This is a genomic window from Paenibacillus sp. p3-SID1389 (assembly GCF_025151705.1).
In the GTDB taxonomy this organism is placed as follows: Bacteria; Bacillota; Bacilli; order Paenibacillales; family Paenibacillaceae; genus Fontibacillus; species Fontibacillus phoenicis.
In genome coordinates, this window is sequence record NZ_JALXVO010000048.1 from 1 (window position 1) to 20,545 (window position 20,545).

Genomic DNA, 20,545 nt, shown 5'->3' on the forward strand with positions numbered 1-20,545 from the left:
ACTTAGTTATTTGTCATTAGAACGCTTTGAATTGTTGGTTTGACCCAGAATGTAATCGATACTAACGTTATAGAAGTTGGCTAATTTAATCAAAACGGAGCTGGGAACATCCAAGTTCCCGTTTTCGTAACGAGAATAGGTTGCCTGTGAAATGTTTAAAAGTTGAGCTATTTGTTGCTGCGTTAAATCTCTATCTGTTCTTAAATCCCTAATTCGCTTATACATTCATATATCACCCATGCTAAGTTTACTCTATGCGAAAATTGCATATTGAGATTTATGCATTTTTCGCATAAAATCTATTCATATCCCAAATTTTTCAAGGGATTTTGAAAACGTAGCACTTAAGGGGAGAGAGGTATGAAGAGTATTGTAGAAGATATATTCTACGGCAACTTGAGACCTGAAGAACGATTGGTTCCTACAGATCCCGACTATCGTCCACTTAATAGAAAGATTTCGGACTTAATGCAAGAAGCAAAAGAATGTTTTTCGGAGAAAGACTTTGCAAAATTAGAGCAAATCTTAGATTTGAATGGTGAATCTAATTCAATGGTAATAAGGGAGGCCTTTGTCCAGGGCTTTAGGATGGGGACATTGGTTATGGTTGAGGTGTTTTGTGGGGATAAGGAGAAGAGAAGCTAAGTTCAGAGAGAAGGTTAGAATTAGTGCAAAGCATGTTGTATTCATGTTTATAAAAACAATTAGGTCACTAGACTTCCGCAATATCTTTAACAGCGGGAGTTTCTTTATTTTCGAGCAATTTATATTTTATTCGTCATAATCTTCCATTGTATAGTAGTATATGAATATAGGTAAATTATACTATTTAGCTGAAAGAGGACTCATCGGGTATGGAGGTTAGAGTTAATGATTAAAAATAAAGGTATTAATAAGATTATATATTTTGACAAAGAAACAATAAGAAATATCCTTCAAGAACAAAATAAAGGTTCAAAAACAACTAAGTTAGATTCTGTTTCCTCAACTGGAATTGGAACTAGTGTTGAGGTCGAGACGAAAGTTAAATTAAGTGTGCCTTTTTGGGATAGATTATCTTTTTTATTTTCAGGAAGAATTAACGCATCATTTATGTTTAAAAGAGATAGTTCGACAACAATTACATCAACTGAGATTTCTGAATTTGAACAACTAAAGTTGCATTTTACAGAAATAAAGGACACGCTAATTTTCGACATTGAAAACTCATCAACTTTTTTTAGGGTTGCAGGCGGATATTTGCGCATTATAAAAGGAGGCGTGGAAGGTGTAGATATAAAAGAGTTTAAGTCTGTAATGGACGATTATGACGGGTATGATACATATAAAGTAGATGATCAGCGGTATGTTCGATTTAATAATTCTGCATTCGTTAGTAACTATAAACGAAATGATTTGTTGGCCACAAGAATGACACTATATTGTATTGATGTTGGAAAATTTGATAAAGAGAAATTTGACTTCTTTAAACAAATAAGTAAAATGGAAAATTTAATTACTGGGGTCAATCATCATAAATCACTTGCTGATGCATACCCACCAACTATGTCAATCGACGATGATAAAAATGGTGACTCTATAAGTAAAGGAAACAGTGCCAATGAAATTCAATTATTCGATGTAGTATATGCATGTATTACAATGGGAGGTATTCAAGGTGGATAAAAGAACATACAAAATAATAATCGGTTCAAAGTCTTTTTTCGATGATCAAATTAAAGAGTTCAAAGAAGAGGCAGAATACTTTCTGGATTTAGTTAGGATATTTGATGAAATAAAGCAAAGAGGTTATCAATCAGATCAATTTAAAGCTTCATCCATGATATTAAAAAATAATAATTATCATGGAATTGTGGAATCAGCCCACGATAGATTAGGCTCATTAATTGAAGAGCTGACTACAGATGATGCAACTATATATATTCATAATCCTCCAAGAGTATTAGAAACATATCTTGAAGATTTATGCAACCGTGAAATAGTTCATTTGACTCGGATTATTGAGGAGTATACTATAACCAGACAACCAGAGCATTTTTCAGAAAATATGAGCTCTATCGCACAGAGCATTATTGGACAAAATAATGCAGTTTACGAAATAAGTAAAAGTATGTGGTATTTAACTACTGTAAATAGAAAAAAGCCTTATGTAATCATGTTATATGGCAAAAGTAGTTTGGGGAAAACGGAACTAGTTAGGGAAATATCGAAAAAATTCTTTGAAGGTAAATTTATGGAAAAGCACTTGTCGATGTTTAAAAATGAGGCTTATTCCTATTATTTTTTTGGTGACCGACCAAATCGAAGAAGTTTAGGATTTGACCTTTTGGAAAGAGAATCAAATCTTATTTTTCTTGACGAACTTGATAAATGTCCAGAATACTTCTATTCAGCCTTTTACACTTTGTTTGATAATACTATTTTCAGTGACGCGACATATGATGTTGATATTTCAGGCTTATTGATAATATTAACATCTAATTTTTCTAGTTTAAATGAGATAAAAGAGAGTTTAGGTCTACCCATTTTTTATAGAATCGATAAATTTATCGAATTTAATGACTTTTCTGAAGAAACTATATACGAGCTAACGATGAAGGAGATAGAATCAATTGCTAAGGAGTGTGAGGGGCTTATCGATAGGTTCGAAGTATATAGTAGGGTTAGTAAAATTATCCAAGCAACCGGTGAAAATGCTCGAACTATCAAGAGTAAAATATTAAGTGTTATTGAGGAACTGCTTTTTCAGGAAGTTACTGATATAAGATTGTCGGTGCAAGAAAATATTAAGCCGCTACTTAAGTAATCGTGGAGGAAAAAACAGATATTGAAATACAATTAATATCCAGGGACAACGCTCTTAGATGTAGATCTGGATTGCACGGTTATGGGTGTTGAAATAACTTTCTTCGGAGGTATGTGAATGCGAAGAACGTACGAAAGTGATACTGAGGGAATTACTGTGCTTCGGAAAAAAGTGCATTTTTTTGTAAGTTTGGACAGTGTTTTATACCTCCCCCGCAAAAGAAGTAAATATTGAACCAGTTCTAACATCCATTGCTGTGGGTTACGCATGGACAAGGTATATTATAGAAAGAATTGAGTTTGACAGTTTAGACAAGTAGCCATATGCAGCTATAAGTCGTCTATCCATAATATACACATGTGGAACTTACAATACCAAAAAGCATCATTCTTTGCTAATCATTCTCAAACTTGTATGATGAAGAAGAAAGGAGGAGGCTTAGAATGGCGCGACCAAGGGAATTTAATCAGGAAACCGCATTGTAACAAGCGATGGAATTGTTCTGGGAGAAAGGCTTTGAGCGAACCTCCATTCAGGATTTGGTCGATCGGACGGGGGTTCACAGGGGGAGCCTGTACGATACGTTTGGCGATAAAAATCAACTGTTCCTCAACTGTTTGGATCGATTCCAGGAAGTGACTAAAGATCAAGCCTTTCGGATCCTTGAAGAGGATGGAGAACCCAAAGAATTGCTACAACTTTATTTCGATAGTTTAATTGATGTGGCTTTAAACAATGAAACGGGACGCCGTGGATGTTTTATTGCCAATACAGCCATGGAACTGGGAGCCGTGGATTCGGAGATTTCAACGCGGATCGAAGCTTTTACGTCAGACATGGAAATGGCTTTTATAAATTTTTGACACGAGCTCAAGAGTTAGGCAAATTAAAGCCTGGACTGGATGTACGTGAGACCGCAAGATTCCTGATGACAACGCGACATGGGTTACTCGCTAAAACAACTACGGATCGTAAAATTTTGGAGGATACCGCGAAAGTCGCAGTATCCGCTGTTTTTGGATGACCGATCAGGGAGATCGTTTGCAAGAGGAAAGACACAATTTAATTCTTAACTGATCGTTCTCAAATCGTGTATGATAGCTCTGGAGGCGGAACTCCCTGAACATTAACAAGAACGATCGTTCTAGAAATAAAATTGGCTTTGCAGGGGGGAGGGCAACTTTGGTATAAGCTATTTTTTTTGATAATAAAAGAATGATCATTCTAAAAAATATTCCAGACAAAAACACATCTCAAATAAAAGAAAAGGAGCTGTTATCGATGGAAATTTCAAAACAAGTTGCGTTGGTTACTGGTGCGAATCGTGGGTTGGGTTATCATCTTGCAAGTGAACTTCTCGCAAGAGGAGCGAAGGTTTATGCTGGAGCAAGAGATCCAGAAGCGATTCAATTGCCGGGCGCTATTCCAGTACAACTGGATATTACCGATCCTCAATCGATTGCGAAGGCAGCACAAGCCATTCCAGATCTGACTTTGTTGGTCAACAATGCTGGATCCCATACAGGCGCTGCTTTGCTGGATGGCGATTTGGATCAGATCAGATTGGATATGGAAACTCACTTTTTTGGCAACTTGTCGATGATCCGTGCATTTGCCCCGATTCTTGAGAAAAATGGCGGCGGGACGATTCTGAATATCCTCTCTGTTCTGTCCTGGTTTAGTGTAGGCAACACGGGATATTCTGCAGCGAAATCGGCGGAATGGAATATGACGAATACGCTTCGTATGGCTTTGGCTCCGAAAAATATAAAGGTTTCTGGGCTTCATGTGGCGTTTATGGACACAGACATGACTGCAAATGTAAAAGCACCAAAAGCAAGTCCTGCGGATATTGCGAAGATTGCCATCGACGGTGTTGAAGCAGACAACTACGAAATTGTCGCCGATGAATTTAGCCGTAACGTGCAACGTGACTTTGCTGGCGGCGTACAAGCTTTGTATCCCCAATTATTCCAACAAAATTAATATAAGGAAGTTCATGATATTCGGCTGCAACAAGGATTTCTTGTTGTGGCCTTTTATCATGTCGGTTATGAAAGCGCATTATTCAGGAGCTTTTCGGAAGAAAGCGGGAAGAATGTGGGAGGTGATTTCGCTATAATGGACTCGTGAAAGGAGGAGGTTCGATGAAACCCCAAATTGCCTTGCAATTATGGAGTATTCAGGATGCATGTAAAGCGGACTTTTATGGAGCGCTCAAAAAAGTAAAAGAAAGCGGTTATGACGGCGTTGAATTTGCCGGTTATCATGGGAAAAGTGCTGCTGAAGTCAAAGGTTACTTAGAGGAACTGGGATTGCAGGTCGCGGCTTCGCATCTTTCTTTTGAGGCTTTGGAACGGGATTTCGAGGGGACGTTGGCCTTCGAGAAGGAAATTGGAAATTCTCGGATTGTGATCCCCTATGCCAGCTTCCAGACCTTAGAAGCTTGGCACGCCTTCATTGAGGAAATGGAGGAGGTCGCAAAAAAGGCGGCAGAGGAAGGCTTCGAATTTTACTACCATAATCATGCCAATGAACTCACGGAGATCCCCGGCGTGGACATTCTGGATGAAATGGTGCAACGTACGGAACAAATCGACCTGGAAGTAGATCTATACTGGCTGGCGGATGCCGGTTTGGACGCGTTCTCATGGTTAGAGATGCATAAGGATCGGATTGGTCTTTTTCATATGAAAGATATGCAGGATTCTCCTCGGGAAAGCACGGAAATTGGTTCCGGTGTCCTGCCGATGAAGGAATTCGTCCATTTCGCCAAGGAGAACGAAATCCCTTGGTTAATTGTGGAGCAAGAGGAGTTTCAGAACTATCCGCCGCTAGAAGCTACAGCGATCGATTGTCAGCGGCTTCGGGCGATGGTTGATGAGGTCCATTCAGAATAATAGAGGAAGAACCACCAACCCACCCGAAGCATATGGCGGAAGGTGGGTTTTTCATGGACTTCTAACAAGAAGTGTAAAAAAGACAAGATAGATTCCCCCCTCGGGTTGTCCGGATCAGGGAAGCCCCTTATAATCATACTGAACACGACAAAATCTAACGTGCAGGGAGTCATCAGGGTTATGAGCGAGTACTTGGAAATCCCGGAGTTTCAGGATTCCATTTTGTTTCGAACGTTCCTAAATGACGGAATGACGATTGTCTATCCGCATTGGCATAAAGAAATTGAAATCATCTATTCCCGCAAAGGCAAGGTGAACATCGGCGTTCGGGAAGAGATCGTCCAGTTGGAGGAAGGGGAGATCTTCTTTTTCCCTAGCGGGGAGGCTCATTATTTCTTGGCTTCGCCAGAGAGTGAACGGTATGTCTATCAGTTTAATCTGAAACTGTTTGATGAGAGAACCCTGCGCATTTCAGAGGACTCCTTATTAAATCTCTTTGAAACCGGCGAGCCGCTTAGCCGCAACTGGCCGCAGGGGTTAGCCCAGAAGGCGACGGAGCTGTTAATTCATTTATATGAAGTCGAACAGACGAAACCGATGGGCATGAATTATTTGACCCTCGGATATCTGTACCAATTAATCGGCGAGTTTTATTTGCATTTGCCAAGACGCCAAACTTCGAACTTGCCCAGCAAGCGATCCACGATTCAGCACAAAGAAACCTTAGATTTGCTGAATCAAGTCTTTGAATATGTGGAAAATCGTTATCGGGAAGTGATTACCCTAGAAGACGTGGCGAAATTCGTGGGCTTTAGTCCGTACTATTTCACTCGATTCTTTAAGGCGAATACCGGGCAGACGTTCATGCAGTTCCTGACGGAGTATCGGATCAATCAAGCAAAGTTTATTTTGGCCAACGAAAATATCCCTATGGCGGAAGTCGCCGATAAAGCCGGCTTCGCCAGCGTCAAAACGTTCCATCATGTGTTTAAAGATGAGGTTGGACAATCGCCGCTGCAGTATCGCAAAAATCTAATAGAGTCTTAAAGATCAAGGGCTTTTACGAGTTTATTCTCGGTAGAAGCCCTTGTTTGTTTTTTGAACCGGAGGGCAATATTCGGGAGTATCATGCGAGGAAATTGGGAAGAAAGCAGTTATAAATTTGGCTATAATGAATTCGACAATAGAAACGCTTTCAGGAGGGATAAGATGAAACTAAAAGTTGGTATTATCGGATGCGGTGGGATTGCAAACGGCAAGCATATGCCGGCTCTTTCCGAGGTGAAAGAAGTAGAAATGGTAGCCTTCTGCGATATTGTCGTGGAACGTGCGGAGGAAGCGAAGAAGAAATTTGGTACTGCGGATGCGCAGGTTTTTGATAATTATGAAACGATGTTAGCGAATACCGATTTGGATGTCGTTCATGTATGTACGCCAAACTCTTCGCATGCGGTCATTTCGATTGCAGCGATGGAAGCGGGCTGTCATGTGATGTGCGAGAAACCGATGGCGAAGACGGCTGAAGAAGCGAGAAGCATGGTCGAAGCGTCCAAGCGGACCGGCAAGAAATTAACGATCGGTTATCAGAACCGGTTCCGGACGGATTCGAGATATTTGCACCAAGTTTGTGAAGAGGGCGGTTTGGGTGAAATTTATTTTGCTAAAGCTCATGCGATTCGTCGCCGCGCGGTACCAACTTGGGGCGTATTCCTGGATGAGGAAGCGCAAGGCGGAGGTCCATTGATCGACATCGGTACCCACGCGCTTGACATGACGCTCTGGATGATGAACAACTACAAGCCGAAGTACGTGGTGGGGAAAACGTATCATAAATTGTCCCAAACGAAAAATGCAGCGAATGCATGGGGACCTTGGGATCCGGAAAAATTCACTGTAGAAGACTCCGCATTTGGTTTTGTCGTGATGGAAAACGGGGCCACCATCTTCCTGGAATCCAGCTGGGCGTTAAACAGCCTGGACGTAAAGGAAGCAAAAACGACGCTGTGCGGAACCAAAGCAGGCGCCGATATGAACAATGGCCTGACCATCAACGGGGAAGACCACAGCCTGCTGTATGAGAAGAAGATCGAGCTGCAAACCGGCGGCGTTGCTTTCTACGATGGTGCAGGCGAAAGACCGGAGGTGCTTGAAGCCCAATCCTGGATTCAGGCGATCCTAAATGATACCGAGCCTGTCGTGAAACCGGAAGAAGCCTTGGTGGTTACGGAAATTCTAGAGGCGATTTACAAATCCTCGAAGACCGGCGAGCCGGTATACCTATAAGATCAAGGAGCGATATCCATGATTCAAGTCACCGTATGGAACGAATATCGGCATGAGAAGACCAATAAAGTCGTTCAAGAAGTATATCCGGAAGGGATTCACGGGCAAATTGCAAAGTTTCTCCGTGAGGACCAATTCAAAGTGAAGACGGCAACGTTGGACGAACCAGAGCATGGCTTGACGGAAGAAGTATTAGAGGATACGGATGTCCTGATCTGGTGGGGGCATATGGCCCATGATGAAGTTCAGGATGAAATCGTGGAACGCGTGCATAAGCGGGTGCTGGAAGGTATGGGGCTGGTTGTGCTGCATTCGGCACATTTCTCCAAAATTTTCAAGAGACTCATGGGAACCTCTTGCGACCTGAAATGGCGGGAAGACGGGAAGCATAGCCGCATTTGGAACGTGAACCCGAGCCACCCGATTGCCGAAGGTATCGGCGATTTTATCGAGTTGGAGAAGGAAGAGATGTACGGGGAGCATTTTGATATTCCGGCACCGGACGAGCTGATCTTTGTCAGCTGGTTCCCTGGAGGCGAAGTGTTCCGCAGCGGTTGTACGTTCCGGCGGGGGAACGGGAAGATCTTCTATTTCCAACCTGGCCATGAAACGTATCCGAGCTATTATAACGAGAAAGTGCAGAAGGTCATTAAGAACGGGATCCGCTGGTGCGCTCCAACCCAAAATCTGTATCCCGTTTACGGCCACTATGAAGCACGTGAAAAATAAGGTAAACCATTAGGAGTGAAGAGCAATGAAACTGGGTGTATTTACACCATTGTTTAATCATTTAAGCTTTGAAGAGATGATTGAGGAAGTGGCCAAGAAAGGATTGCAGACGGTTGAAATCGGGACCGGCGGTTATCCGGGCAACGCTCATTTGGATATTGATCAATTGCTGGCCAGCAGCGATGCGAGAAAAGAATATCTCGCCAAATTAGCGGACAAAGGCCTCGAAATTTCTGCGCTTAGCTGCCACAACAATCCGATCTCCCCGATCCCAGAAGTGGCTGCCGAGGCGGACACCTTGCTGCGCAAAACGATTAAGCTGGCCAGCTTGCTGAACGTTCCGGTCGTCAACGGATTCTCCGGCGTATCGGGCGGGAAACCGGGGGATACCCAAGTGAACTGGCCGGTCTTGCCTTGGCCAACGGAATACGATGACAACTACAATTACCAATGGGAGCAGAAGCTGATCCCGTATTGGAAGGAGATCAACAAGGAAGCGGAAGCGGCCGGCGTGAAAATCGGGATCGAACTCCATGGCGGCTTCCTGGCTCATACGCCATACACCATGTTGAAATTGCGTGAAGCAACCGGTAAAGCGATCGGCTGTAACCTGGATCCAAGCCATTTGTGGTGGCAAGGAATTGATCCGGTTGCTGCGGTTAAGATCCTTGGGGAGGCTGGTGCGATCCACCACTTCCATGCGAAGGATACGTATCTGGATCAGGATAACATTAATATGTACGGGTTAACGGATATGCAGCCTTACGGCAATGTGAAGACGCGTGCCTGGACGTTCCGTTCGGTAGGCTGCGGCCATGACCTGAAGGTATGGTCGGATATCATCTCCGCATTGCGCGTATATGGATATGATTATGTGCTCAGCATCGAGCATGAAGATCCGATCATGTCGGTGAATGAAGGCCTCACTCGTGCCATTACTAACTTGAAATCCATCATGATCCATGAGCAGCCTTCTGCCATGTGGTGGGCGTAAAGGAGCAAGCAAGATGTCGAAGATCAACTTTGCCGTCATCGGCTATGGCGGGATGGGCTCTTACCATGCCCACAACCTCATTCCGGCAGAAAGCTCTCGCTTTCATGTCGTGGGAACCTATGATATTTCCGGAGAAAGACAGCAAATCTCCAAGGGCAAAGGCCTGCATATCTATGGCAGCCTGGAGGAAGTATTAACCGATAACAACATCGAAGCGGTCTTAATCGCGACCCCTAATGATTCCCACAAGGAAATTGCGATTCGCTCGATGCGGGCCGGCAAACATGTCGTTTGCGAAAAGCCGGTGGCGATGAATACCGAAGAGCTGGATGACATTTTGGCGGTGGCTGAAGAGACGGGCAAGGTCTTTATGGTTCACCAAAATCGGCGATGGGACCCAGACTTCCTTATCATCCGCCAGTTGTATCAGAACCGGACGATTGGGGAGATTTTTCAAATCGAATCCCGCGTTCAGGGGGCGAACGGCATTCCAGGCGATTGGCGTCATTTGAAAAAGCATGGCGGCGGCATGCTCCTGGACTGGGGCGTCCATCTGCTGGACCAACTGCTGTGGCTGGTCGATAGCCCTGTGCAAAGTGTATTTTCCGATTTGAGCTATATCTTAGGTGATGAAGTCGATGACGGATTCATGTGCTACATTACTTTTGAAAATGGCGTGAAGGCGCTGGTCGAAGTCGGCACCACCAACTATACCAAGCTTCCGCGCTGGTACGTGAAAGGCCTTGAAGGGACTGCGAAGATTAACGACTGGGATTTGTCCGGCGAAATCATCGCGGCTACCGGCCGTGAGGATGTGGCGGCTCCAACCCCAATCCAAGCGGGCGTGGGACTCACCAAGACGATGGCGCCTCCTTCGGAGGAAGCTACGGAGAAATTGGCTTTCCCTGAACCTAAAGCAGATTTCGTACCGTTCTATCAGAACTTCTATGAAGTTGTACGCGAAGGCGCTGAGCCGATCGTGAAGAATCAGGAAGTTCGCAAGGTGATGAAGCTGATGGATGATATTTTACAGTCCTGTCATAAGGGATGACCATATAACAACACTAAAGGCTAGCCGTTCGCGGTTAGCCTTTTGCTGCTTGAATACATCTCGCAAGTTCTCGAATGCTCAATAGCGGTTCAAGTCTTTAAAGAGGGAGAATCGAATGAGGCAATTATTTATAGTTGGAGTTAGTTTATTAGTCCTCTTGATCTTATCTGCATGCAGCTATTCCGATGAACCTCAAGAACCCAAAGCCCAGGAAAAACGAGCTCAAATTCTTGAGGTCACCACGGATTTGCCGCAAAACGACGGCTGGTGGATAGTTCGTGACGGTACGACGACAATGACCCTTAAAGTGAAAGCCTTAAACGTTGAAACCGTATTGTTTTGGGTCGTTCCAACAGGGACGGAAACGTGGGGAGAACGGGAACTCATCGGTTATGATCTTGACGGAAGCGACGGTTGGTCATTCACGTGGGACTTTGGCAGTCGCAGTATGCATGACCGTATCGTAGTTCAAGCCTTGGGCAGTGATCAGACATCCCAAGCTCAACAGATGATTTTGGTTACCGCCGAGTGAATTTGGATCGCGTGTTAGAGAACTTTGTTATATAGATCATCAACTGCATTTCATAAATCATCAATCTGCCCCAAACGAAATCAACATGCCATTGGAGGTTTTGCCCATAGGCCGCCCTGTGGATTGTTCGTATGCTGAGGATGGGTTAACTCCCATCACAATTCATGGAGGGGAAGGTATATGAAGACAAAATCCTTAGCCCGCTGGGTCTCAACCGGCCTAGCCATCGGCTTGCTTAGCACCATGCTGCTGGCATGCTCAAACGGGGGGCAGACAAACAGCGCAAAATCCAATGAAGGGGGAACAGATGCTGGCGGCAACACCTCGGTCACCGAAACGGGGGCGACTTATCCAATCCAAACCGATAAGAAGCTAACGTATTGGGGGGATTTGACCGGGAACCTGATCGGGATTGTGAATTCCCATAACGATGTTCCATTCTTTCAGAAATGGCAGGAGAAAACCGGGGTTCCGCTCGAATTTACGGCACCGCCGGCAGGTCAAGCCCGCGAGGCGCTGAACGTCATGCTGGCATCAGGCGATCTGCCGGATATGATCGAATACAACTTCATGAGTTTTCCCGGCGGCCCGGAGAAAGCGATCAGTGACGGGTATATTTTGCGTCTGAACGATCTGATCGACAAGTACGCGCCCAATCTGAAGAAGTATTTAGAGGAGCATCCAGATATCGATAAGATGGTGAAAACCGACAGCGGCAGTTACTACGTCTTTCCGTTTATCCGGGGCGATGAGTATCTGCAGGTCTTCCAGGGGCCGATGATCCGCAAGGACTGGCTAGATGAACTTGGACTGCCGGTGCCGGAAACAATCGACGAATGGACGACCACGCTCCGTGCGTTTAAGGAGAAAAAGGGAGCTGCCGCTCCGCTCTCGCTGGTCAGCAAGCCGCGCTTCTTTAATGAATCCTACAACGGAGCGTTCCTGGGTGCATATGGGGTGACTCAAGGCTTTTACCAAGAAGACGGGAAGATCAAGTTTGGTCCTGCGGAACCCGGATTCAAGGAGTATTTAAGATTGTTCCAATCTTGGTATAAGGAAGGGCTGCTCGATAAAAATATCGCGACGGTCGATGGTAAAGCGCTCGACAGCAACCTTGCTTCCGGAGCAACGGGTGCCACGATCGGCAACGCTGGCGGCGGGATGGGAAAATGGCAGCCGTTGATCGAGGCGAACGATCCGAAAGCAGTGCTTGTGGCAGCTCCTTATCCGGTGCTGAACAAGGGCGAGAAGCCCAAATTCGGGCAGCGGAACCAACCGTACTCCTCTGAAGGCACGGTCGCGATTACAACGGCCGCCAAGGATCCGGAGTTGGCAGTACGGATGCTGGATTACGGGTACAGTGAGGAAGGCCATATGTTCTTCAACTTTGGGGAAGAAGGCGTCAGCTACGAGTTGGTGGACGGATATCCGAAATACACCGACTTGCTCATGAAAAATCCAGATAAACTCGCGCCGGCGCAAGCGATTTCGTTATATGCCCGCGGCAGCTACAACGGACCGTTCGTACAAGACAAACGGTATGCGGAGCAATTCTTCGCCCTGCAAACCCAGCGGGATGCGATCGAAATTTGGAAGAACACCGATGTCGCGAAATACCAATTGCCGCCGATTACGCCAACGCCGGAGGAAAGCTCGGAATATGCCACGATTATGAACGACATCAACACGCTGGTGGATGAGATGACGATCAAGATCATTTTAGGGGAAGAATCCGTGGACCAATTTGAAAGCTATGTAGAAAAAATGAAGTCGCTTCGCCTGGACCGCGCCATCGAGATTCAAACTGCAGCGCTGGAGCGTTACAACAATCGATAAGGAGCATACGGGAGGGCGTATAGGCCCTCCCGACTTGAAATGAGGTGAACCCCTAAAGCGCATGAATAAACCCGTTTCCTTCAAACGCCGGTTGATCCGGGACTTTCGGTTAAACAAATATTTGTATCTCATGATGATTCCCGTCATCGCCTACTACGTGATTTTTCATTACGGTCCGATGTATGGCGCAATCATCGCTTTTAAGGATTTTTCCCCGGTTAAGGGGATCTTGGGGAGCGACTGGGTGGGTCTCAAGCATTTCGAAGAGTTCTTCGGGAGCTACTATTTCTTGCGAGTTCTCAAAAACACCGTACTCATCAGCTTATATACGCTGATCTTTGAGTTCCCCGCGCCGATCATCCTGGCCTTGCTGATCAATGAAGTGCGCCGCCGCCGCTTCAAACGGGTCGTGCAGACCATTACGTATATGCCGTATTTTATCTCCTTAGTTGTGATCTGCGGCATCATTACGGACTTTACGAATGCGGACGGCCTAATTAACCGGCTGTTTATGCTGCTTGGGTACGATGGTCAAGCGATGCTGCAGAAGCCGGAGCTGTTCCGGCCGATCTACGTGTTGTCGGAAATCTGGCAACGCATCGGCTGGGAATCGATCATCTATATTGCCGCGTTGATGAGCATCGATCTCGAGCAATACGAAGCCGCTCGAATTGACGGGGCCAGCCGGCTGAAGCAAATGTTCTATATCACCCTACCCGGCCTGGTACCTGTCATCACCATCATGTTTATTTTGCGGATTGGGAACTTGCTGAACGTTGGTTTTGAAAAAATCATTTTGCTCTACAATCCGATCACCTACGAAACGGCGGATGTTATTTCCACCTTTGTGTACCGCAAAGGGTTGCTGGAATTCGGCTGGAGCTATAGCTCGGCCGTGGGATTATTTAACTCGGTGATCAATCTCGCGCTGCTCATCTCCGCGAACTACATCAGCCGCAAAGTGAATGAAAACAGCTTATGGTGAGGTGGAAGCGATGAAGACGGAAAGCGGTTGGATGGATCGATTATTTAATGTGGTGAATTATACCCTGCTGATTTTGCTCGTGATCGCGACCTTGTATCCGTTGGTCTATGTTCTGTTAGCCTCCCTTAGTGATCCGGCGCGCCTGTTGGCTTATAAAGGACTGCTTTGGAAGCCGGTGGGTTTCAGCCTGGAAGCCTATCGGGCCGTGCTCGCCAACCCGGGGATCGGAATCGGGTTTCGTAATACGTTGTTTATCGTCGTGTTTGGAGTGACCGTGAATATTTTCATGACTGCCCTGGGCGCTTACGTATTGTCCCGCAAAAACGTGATGTGGAACAAGGTCTTTATGTTCATCATCGTGTTTACGATGTTTTTTGGCGGCGGCTTGATTCCGATGTACCTGATCGTCAAGGGCGTAGGTCTATTGGATTCGTTATGGTCCACGATCATCCCGTTTGCAGTCAGCACGTTTAATCTGATCATCATGCGGACGTCATTTATGGGCATCCCGGACAGCTTGGAGGAGTCGGCGAAGATCGATGGGGCGAATCACTTTACGATCCTGTTCCGAATTATCATCCCGCTCTCCATGCCCGTGATTGCCGTGATGATCTTGTATTATGCGGTGGACAAATGGAACGGGTGGTTCTATGCCTCGGTGTTCATCCGAAGCCGGGAGTTGTTCCCCTTACAGCTCGTGCTCCGCGAAATCCTGATCTCGAACTCGACGGACAGTATGTCGATCGGCGCCTCCGCCGGAGACCGGTTCCAGATCGGGGAGACGATCAAATATGCGACGATCATTGTGGCGACGTTTCCGATCATGTGCATATATCCGTTTTTACAGCGTTATTTCGTGAAAGGTGTTATGGTCGGATCGTTGAAGGGGTAATGGATGAGAGGGAAGTCCCACGAGTAAAGGTAGAGGAGGAGAAACATGACAACGACCTTAAAAACGATCAGCCAGGAGATCTGGCCGCGGTTGGAGTCCAAGGTGTCGCTGATGCGGGATTCCTTGGGATCTAAGGCTCCGCATGTTGCAGGACAAAACGGAATTTATGACGATACGAAGCTGGACTGGTGGACCTCCGGATTCTGGCCGGGGATCCTCTGGCTGATGTACGACATGACGGGTGAAGAAGGATGGCGGGAGGCAGCCTGGTCTTGGGATGAACGGTTGTTTGCGTTGTTCCAGCAGGAGAATGCTTTTGATCATGATGTAGGTTTTCATTTTTTGCCGACGGCGGTCTTTAAGTATAAGCTGACCGGCGACAAAGACGCCTTGCGGCGAGGCTTGTTTGCGGCAAACTTCCTGGCCGGCCGCTTCAACCCGAAGGGCAGCTACCTCCGGGCTTGGAACGGCAGCAAGCAAACCGGCTGGTCGATCATCGATACGATGATGAATATCTCGCTGCTCTTCTGGGCTTCCGAGGAAAGCGGCGACCCACGGTTTGCGCATATCGCCAAGGCTCATGCGGATATGGTTGTGAAGCAATTCGTGCGGGCGGACGGGTCCACCCATCACATCGTGGTGTTTGACCCCGAAACGGGCGAACGCGTGGGGGCGTTAGGCGGACAAGGCGCGGGTCCCGACTCGGCCTGGAGCCGGGGGAACGCCTGGGCGCTTTACGGCCTGACGAATACGTACCGTCATACCAACGACGCAGTGTACTTAAGTGCAGCCCAGCGGGTGGCAAATTTCTTTATCGCTAGCTTGCCTGAGGACAGCGTCCCGCCGTGGGATTTCCGGGCCATACTGGAAGCTGGGGACGACGAGATTCCCCGTGACACCTCGGCCGGAGCGATCGCTGCCTCCGGGTTGCTAGAGCTTGCCGACCAACTGGATGAACCGATTGGCCGACCGTACCGCTCTGCCGCCGAGCGAATCTTAAGCTCACTCGCTACGAATTATGCCACTTGGGACGATCCGAAGCATGAGGCCATCCTGCTTCAAGGTACGGGCCACAAGCCAGCTAATCAGAACGTGAACGTTTCGCTGATCTACGGGGATTATTACTTCGTTGAGGCGTTGGCGAAGCTCCAAGGATGGAAGCGGCGTATTTTCTAAAAAAACTTTATCTCGAAATTTAGCCCGAAGGACCACCTAGTCCCTCGGGCTATTTGCGTTTTGTTAGGTCGCAGGACTGCTCGCAAGCGGGAATTGTCAATCGAATTGAACTTTTTATCTATAGGCTTGGGCCGGGGAAACACGTTTTAATTAGGTCTTGATCTGATGCACCGACAAACCAACAAAACCGACGAACCGATTAACCCACTAACCTGCTTATCTACAAATCAGAAGGATACGGGGGAGGAACGGATGTTGAACATTCAATCTTTGTGGCGGAAACGGGAAAGCGTGATCGTAACCTGGCTCGTTTCGTACAGTGCAGTGTTGTTTGTGCCGATTCTGTTCAGCCTCATCATTTACGCTCAGGCCAATACAGCGTTAAAGAGCGAAATTCACCGGGCGAACGATTCGTTGCTGAAGCAAATGCGCTATACGATCGATACGCAAATCGATTTGATGAAGCGGCTCATTATGGAGATGACTTGGAGTCCGAACCTGCAGACCTTGATGTATTCAAGTCAGTCTGACGCCGAAGCACCTTACACCGCTTACCAGCTCGTCAAGGAGTTTCGTCTGTTCAAGACGTCGTACGCCACGATCGATGAATTTTACGTCGTTTGGAAAAAAGGGGATGCGGTTCTCCGGGCGGGGAATATCCGGGATATCCCCACCGCCTTTCATACCATTCACGAGACCGGGGCCATCAGTTTAGAGACTTGGAAACGCCTAGTTTTGGAAGCGGATACAAAACACTTTGTTGTGCTCCCTTACCTCAATGCGGGGCACGCGGAATCCTCCATCGCTTATGTCACGCAGCTGCCAGCTGATCTGAACGGGCAAGAGACAGGTACGGTCGTGGTGATGACGGATACGAGCCGGTTCCAACAGGCCCTTGAGGGGATCTCCGGCTTCAGTGATGGTCTGCTGCTGATCCTAAATCAGAATGACGAGGTGCTGATGACCAATCGGGACCCTGCCGATGAGCTGCTTCCCTTTATGGATGGCAACCGCGTAAGGCTGGATCGGGCGAAGGTCGGGGAATCGGAGCTGTTCTATATGGATTCCGCGGTATCCGATCTCAAATATGCGTTGATCATCCCGAGCGGGTTGTATTGGGAAAAAGCCGTGAACGTCCGCAATTTTACGTATATCAGCATTCTGGTCAGCCTGCTTGGCGCCGGCGTGCTGACGTGGTTTTTCATGCGTCGCAACTATTCTCCGATCCAACAGCTGGTGGAATCGTTGTCGGACAAATCGACTCAAGCCATGCCTGGAGAGCCTAATGAGCTGCGGTTTATCCAGAACATGATCCAGCGGGCCCGGAGCGAGAAGAATGAGATTGCCCAGCAACTTCAGAAGCATCAGCAGGTGCTTCGCTCGAATTTGATTTATCGGCTGCTGAAAGGGAAAACCGATCCGCTGGTGCCGTATGAAGAATCGTTCCGCTCCTTTCAGATGCCGCTGTATTCACGGGATTTTGCCGTCATTTTATTCGTGATCGAAAATGAAGACCAACTCTATGACAAGCTGCCCGGCGTGGGATTAAGCGAACGGAGTAAGTTGATCCAGCTGATCATCTCCAATGTGGTCGAGGAGTTGGTTGCCGCTCGAGGACATGTAGGGTACGTTGCGGAGGTTGACGAGATGATCGTTTGCCTGGTGAATTTGCAGGCGGATTCCAAGACGTGGAGCGAGGATTTGAGAGAGATTGCGGCGGAAGCCCAGCGGTTCTTGGAGCGTTACGAGATGGAGCTGACCATTTCGTTCAGTGGCCGGCATCCATCATGGATTGGTATTCATGAGGCGTATCAAGAAGCGGTGGATGCGATGGAATACAAGATGGTATTGGGGAAGAAAGGAATTATTGCTTACGGCGAGATCCATCGTGAGACGGCAAATGGCATGTACGGGTATGATTATCCGCTGCAAACCGAGCAGCAGTTGATTAACTTCATCAAAGCCGGCGATGCCGAGCAAGCCGGCCGTTACATGAATGAGATCATGAAGCGGAATTTGGAGAAGCCGGTGATGTCGCTTAACGTGGCCAAATGCCTCATGTTTAATTTGGTAAGTACGATGATCAAGGTCATCCATGAACTAGGCGGACATGAGGATGATTGCCGGCTGGCCGATTATCCGCTGTGGATCGACGAGGTGCTGGCCTGCGATACGGTACAGGAAATGCAAAGCGCTCTGCAAGGCTTGTTGCATGAGGTCTGCGCATTTGCCGCCGACAAACGTGCAAGCCATCTGTTGAGAGAACGAGAGGACTCGCTTCGCAGCCTGATCGAGAAAGTGACGGCGTATATCGCGGCACGTTACAACGACGCCAACTTAAATGTGAATGCGATTGGCGATCATTTTGGCATGAAAGGCAGTTACCTCTCCAAGCTTTACAAGAATCAGACGGGAGAAGGCCTGCTGGACAGCATTCACCGATGCCGAATTGAGAAGGCGAAGGAGCTCATGCGGACGCAATCGGAATCGATCAGCGAGCTGTCTAAAGTGGTGGGATATAACGATGCAGCTACGTTTATTCGGGTATTTAAGAAGTACGAAGGCATCACGCCTGGCAGATATAAAGAGATCAGCGGCATGAATGGGAAGGAGGTTACGGTATGAGTGGAAATCGAAAAAAGGTTCGGACTCTTACAAACCGGGGGCTCGCGACGGTGTTGATTCTGGCGTTATTTGTCCTGCTGAGCTCTTGTGATTCCAGTGCGGGACCCTTCCGCGGGTCATCCGCCGCTTCGGCAGCGAATCCGCAGGAGGTACAACCGGGCGGAAATCATGCGCAGGATCAACGGTTGACGCTCACTTACTGGGCTGAGCTCAACGGAAATGCAGCCAGCATTAAATCCAAGTTCAGTGAGGTTCCTTTCTTCCAAGAATGGCAACGGAGAACCGGGGTCCAGCTCGATTTCATCCAGCCTCCCGCCAATCAAGGGAAGGAGGCGATTAGCGTCCTGCTCGCTTCCGGCGAGTTGCCGGATCTGATCGAGTATGAATGGATCAATTATCCGGGCGGTCCGGAGAAGGCGATCAACGACGGGTATATTCTAAGGCTGAATGAAATCTTCGACCAATATGCCCCTCACTTGAAAAAATATCTCCAAGCGCATCCCGAGATCGATCTCCAGGTTCGTACCGCAAACGGAAGTTACTACGCCTTCCCATTTATTCAAGGGGATCAGCGGCTTCGTACTTACCAGGGTCCCATCATTCGCAAGGATTGGCTAGATGATCTTGGGCTAGAAATTCCGGAGACAATCGCGGAATGGCATGATGTGCTGAAGGCGTTCAAGGAACGCAAGGGGGCTGAGGCTCCGCTAACCTTTCTTGGCGTACCGAATCCGCTGTTTGGCATCGAAGGCGGAGGATTCGTTGGCGCCTTTGGGATTAAGAAGGATTTCTATCAAGAGCAGGGGAAGGTCAAATTTGGCGCCATCGAGCCGGAGTACAAGGCGTTTCTCGCTTTGTTCCGCGACTGGTATCAGCAAGGGCTTATCGATCCCAACCTTGCTGCAGTGGACTCGGAAACCCAAGATACGAGCATGATTCTCGGACGTAGCGGCGCCAGCATTTGGAACGCCGGAGCGGGAATCGGGACCTGGCTGCCGGTGATGAGAGCCCAGGACCCGAAGGTCGAACTGGCGCCGGCGCCATATCCGGTACTGAAGAAGGGTGATCGTCCGAAATTTGGTCAGCTCGCTCCGGTGGTGGGTGTCAGCGGCAGTGTTGCGATCTCAACAAGCAATCAGCATGTGGAGGAGTCGGCCCGGATGCTGGATTACGGTTACAGCCCGGAAGGTCATCTGCTGTTTAACTTCGGAATGGAAGGGGTCAGCTACGAAATGAAGGACGGGTATCCGGCCTATACCGACCTCATTTTAAACAATCCCAACCAGTGGGCTCCTTCACAAGCGCTGGCGATGTATACCCGTGCTAGTTATTTTGGTCCGTTCGTGCAGGATGTACGGTATATGGAGCAGTATTATTCGCTGCCGGAGCAACAGGAGGCTACCCGCCTATGGTCCGATACGGATGCCGCGCTCCACAACTTGCCGGTTCTGCCGAAAACCGAGGAGGAGAGCACGGAGTTTTCGGTCATTATGCAAGACGTGAACCGCCTCGTGGATGAGATGTCGCTTAAGATCATCTATGGGATGGAGCCGCTGGATGCGTTCGAAGGGTACGTGGAGCAAATTCATGCCATGGGGATCGACCGGGCGATTCAAATCCAACAGCAGTCCCTCGATCGGTATAACACGGCATTGTCTGCGAAGTGAATGGAGGGATTTGGAAAAAACGCAACGCGAGTGGCGTTTTTGAGCATCGATAAACAGGCTTCCTCCCAC

The 20,545-nt window shown here is 47.6% G+C and carries 19 protein-coding genes; 18 read left to right on the forward strand and 1 reads right to left on the reverse strand.

The genetic code is table 11. The annotated features are described in order from the left end of the window. Positions 1 to 6: 6 nt before the first annotated feature. Positions 7 to 225, reverse strand: a complete 219-nt coding sequence (locus tag M3G15_RS17045) for a helix-turn-helix domain-containing protein (protein ID WP_260071562.1) — start codon at positions 223 to 225, stop codon at positions 7 to 9. Positions 226 to 360: 135 nt separating this feature from the next. Between M3G15_RS17045 and M3G15_RS17050 the strand changes: the two genes are divergently transcribed. From M3G15_RS17050 to M3G15_RS17135, 18 genes are all read left to right on the forward strand, one after another. Beyond that, entirely contained in the window at positions 361 to 645 is a 285-nt protein-coding gene (locus tag M3G15_RS17050; RefSeq protein ID WP_260071563.1) for a DUF6809 family protein, read from the forward strand. Between the two features lie 225 nt (positions 646 to 870). Further along, on the forward strand, positions 871 to 1,665 hold the full coding sequence (locus M3G15_RS17055) for a DUF6414 family protein (protein WP_260071564.1): 795 nt from the start codon (positions 871 to 873) through the stop codon (positions 1,663 to 1,665). Further along, the gene (locus M3G15_RS17060) at positions 1,658 to 2,806 is read left to right on the forward strand and encodes an AAA family ATPase (RefSeq protein WP_260071565.1); all 1,149 of its coding nucleotides are present in this window, start codon (positions 1,658 to 1,660) and stop codon (positions 2,804 to 2,806) included. Before M3G15_RS17055 ends, M3G15_RS17060 begins: the two co-directional genes overlap by 8 nt. A 491-nt stretch (positions 2,807 to 3,297) precedes the next feature. Then, positions 3,298 to 3,669 (forward strand): TetR/AcrR family transcriptional regulator, encoded by a 372-nt coding sequence (locus M3G15_RS17065; protein WP_260071566.1) that lies wholly within the window; start codon positions 3,298 to 3,300, stop codon positions 3,667 to 3,669. 418 nt (positions 3,670 to 4,087) lie between these two features. Continuing rightward, positions 4,088 to 4,792 (forward strand): SDR family oxidoreductase, encoded by a 705-nt coding sequence (locus M3G15_RS17070; RefSeq protein WP_260071567.1) that lies wholly within the window; start codon positions 4,088 to 4,090, stop codon positions 4,790 to 4,792. 161 nt (positions 4,793 to 4,953) lie between these two features. After that, positions 4,954 to 5,706, forward strand: a complete 753-nt coding sequence (locus M3G15_RS17075; protein WP_260071568.1) for a sugar phosphate isomerase/epimerase family protein — start codon at positions 4,954 to 4,956, stop codon at positions 5,704 to 5,706. Positions 5,707 to 5,886: 180 nt separating this feature from the next. After that, positions 5,887 to 6,753 carry an AraC family transcriptional regulator gene (locus tag M3G15_RS17080; RefSeq protein ID WP_009226548.1) on the forward strand — a complete coding sequence of 289 codons (867 nt, stop codon included), beginning with the start codon at positions 5,887 to 5,889 and terminating at the stop codon, positions 6,751 to 6,753. A 162-nt stretch (positions 6,754 to 6,915) separates the two neighbouring features. Further along, positions 6,916 to 7,989 (forward strand): Gfo/Idh/MocA family protein, encoded by a 1,074-nt coding sequence (locus M3G15_RS17085; RefSeq protein WP_260071569.1) that lies wholly within the window; start codon positions 6,916 to 6,918, stop codon positions 7,987 to 7,989. An 18-nt stretch (positions 7,990 to 8,007) separates the two neighbouring features. After that, complete coding sequence (locus M3G15_RS17090; RefSeq protein WP_009226550.1) at positions 8,008 to 8,718, forward strand: ThuA domain-containing protein; 711 nt, start codon at positions 8,008 to 8,010, stop codon at positions 8,716 to 8,718. 25 nt (positions 8,719 to 8,743) lie between these two features. Then, on the forward strand, positions 8,744 to 9,712 hold the full coding sequence (locus tag M3G15_RS17095; RefSeq protein WP_009226551.1) for a sugar phosphate isomerase/epimerase family protein: 969 nt from the start codon (positions 8,744 to 8,746) through the stop codon (positions 9,710 to 9,712). A gap of 13 nt (positions 9,713 to 9,725) precedes the next feature. Continuing rightward, positions 9,726 to 10,763 carry a Gfo/Idh/MocA family protein gene (locus tag M3G15_RS17100; RefSeq protein ID WP_260071570.1) on the forward strand — a complete coding sequence of 346 codons (1,038 nt, stop codon included), beginning with the start codon at positions 9,726 to 9,728 and terminating at the stop codon, positions 10,761 to 10,763. A gap of 115 nt (positions 10,764 to 10,878) precedes the next feature. Continuing rightward, positions 10,879 to 11,295 (forward strand): hypothetical protein, encoded by a 417-nt coding sequence (locus M3G15_RS17105; protein WP_260071571.1) that lies wholly within the window; start codon positions 10,879 to 10,881, stop codon positions 11,293 to 11,295. A gap of 180 nt (positions 11,296 to 11,475) precedes the next feature. Next, on the forward strand, positions 11,476 to 13,131 hold the full coding sequence (locus tag M3G15_RS17110) for an extracellular solute-binding protein (protein ID WP_260071572.1): 1,656 nt from the start codon (positions 11,476 to 11,478) through the stop codon (positions 13,129 to 13,131). Positions 13,132 to 13,192: 61 nt separating this feature from the next. Next, positions 13,193 to 14,116 (forward strand): ABC transporter permease, encoded by a 924-nt coding sequence (locus M3G15_RS17115; protein WP_009226554.1) that lies wholly within the window; start codon positions 13,193 to 13,195, stop codon positions 14,114 to 14,116. Positions 14,117 to 14,126: 10 nt separating this feature from the next. Continuing rightward, positions 14,127 to 15,008 carry a carbohydrate ABC transporter permease gene (locus tag M3G15_RS17120; protein WP_036646363.1) on the forward strand — a complete coding sequence of 294 codons (882 nt, stop codon included), beginning with the start codon at positions 14,127 to 14,129 and terminating at the stop codon, positions 15,006 to 15,008. Positions 15,009 to 15,053: 45 nt separating this feature from the next. Continuing rightward, positions 15,054 to 16,184, forward strand: a complete 1,131-nt coding sequence (locus M3G15_RS17125) for a glycoside hydrolase family 88 protein (protein WP_009226556.1) — start codon at positions 15,054 to 15,056, stop codon at positions 16,182 to 16,184. Between the two features lie 252 nt (positions 16,185 to 16,436). Then, on the forward strand, positions 16,437 to 18,809 hold the full coding sequence (locus M3G15_RS17130; RefSeq protein ID WP_260071573.1) for a helix-turn-helix domain-containing protein: 2,373 nt from the start codon (positions 16,437 to 16,439) through the stop codon (positions 18,807 to 18,809). Next, positions 18,806 to 20,476, forward strand: a complete 1,671-nt coding sequence (locus M3G15_RS17135; protein ID WP_260071574.1) for a type 2 periplasmic-binding domain-containing protein — start codon at positions 18,806 to 18,808, stop codon at positions 20,474 to 20,476. Before M3G15_RS17130 ends, M3G15_RS17135 begins: the two co-directional genes overlap by 4 nt. The last annotated feature ends 69 nt before the right edge of the window (positions 20,477 to 20,545 follow it).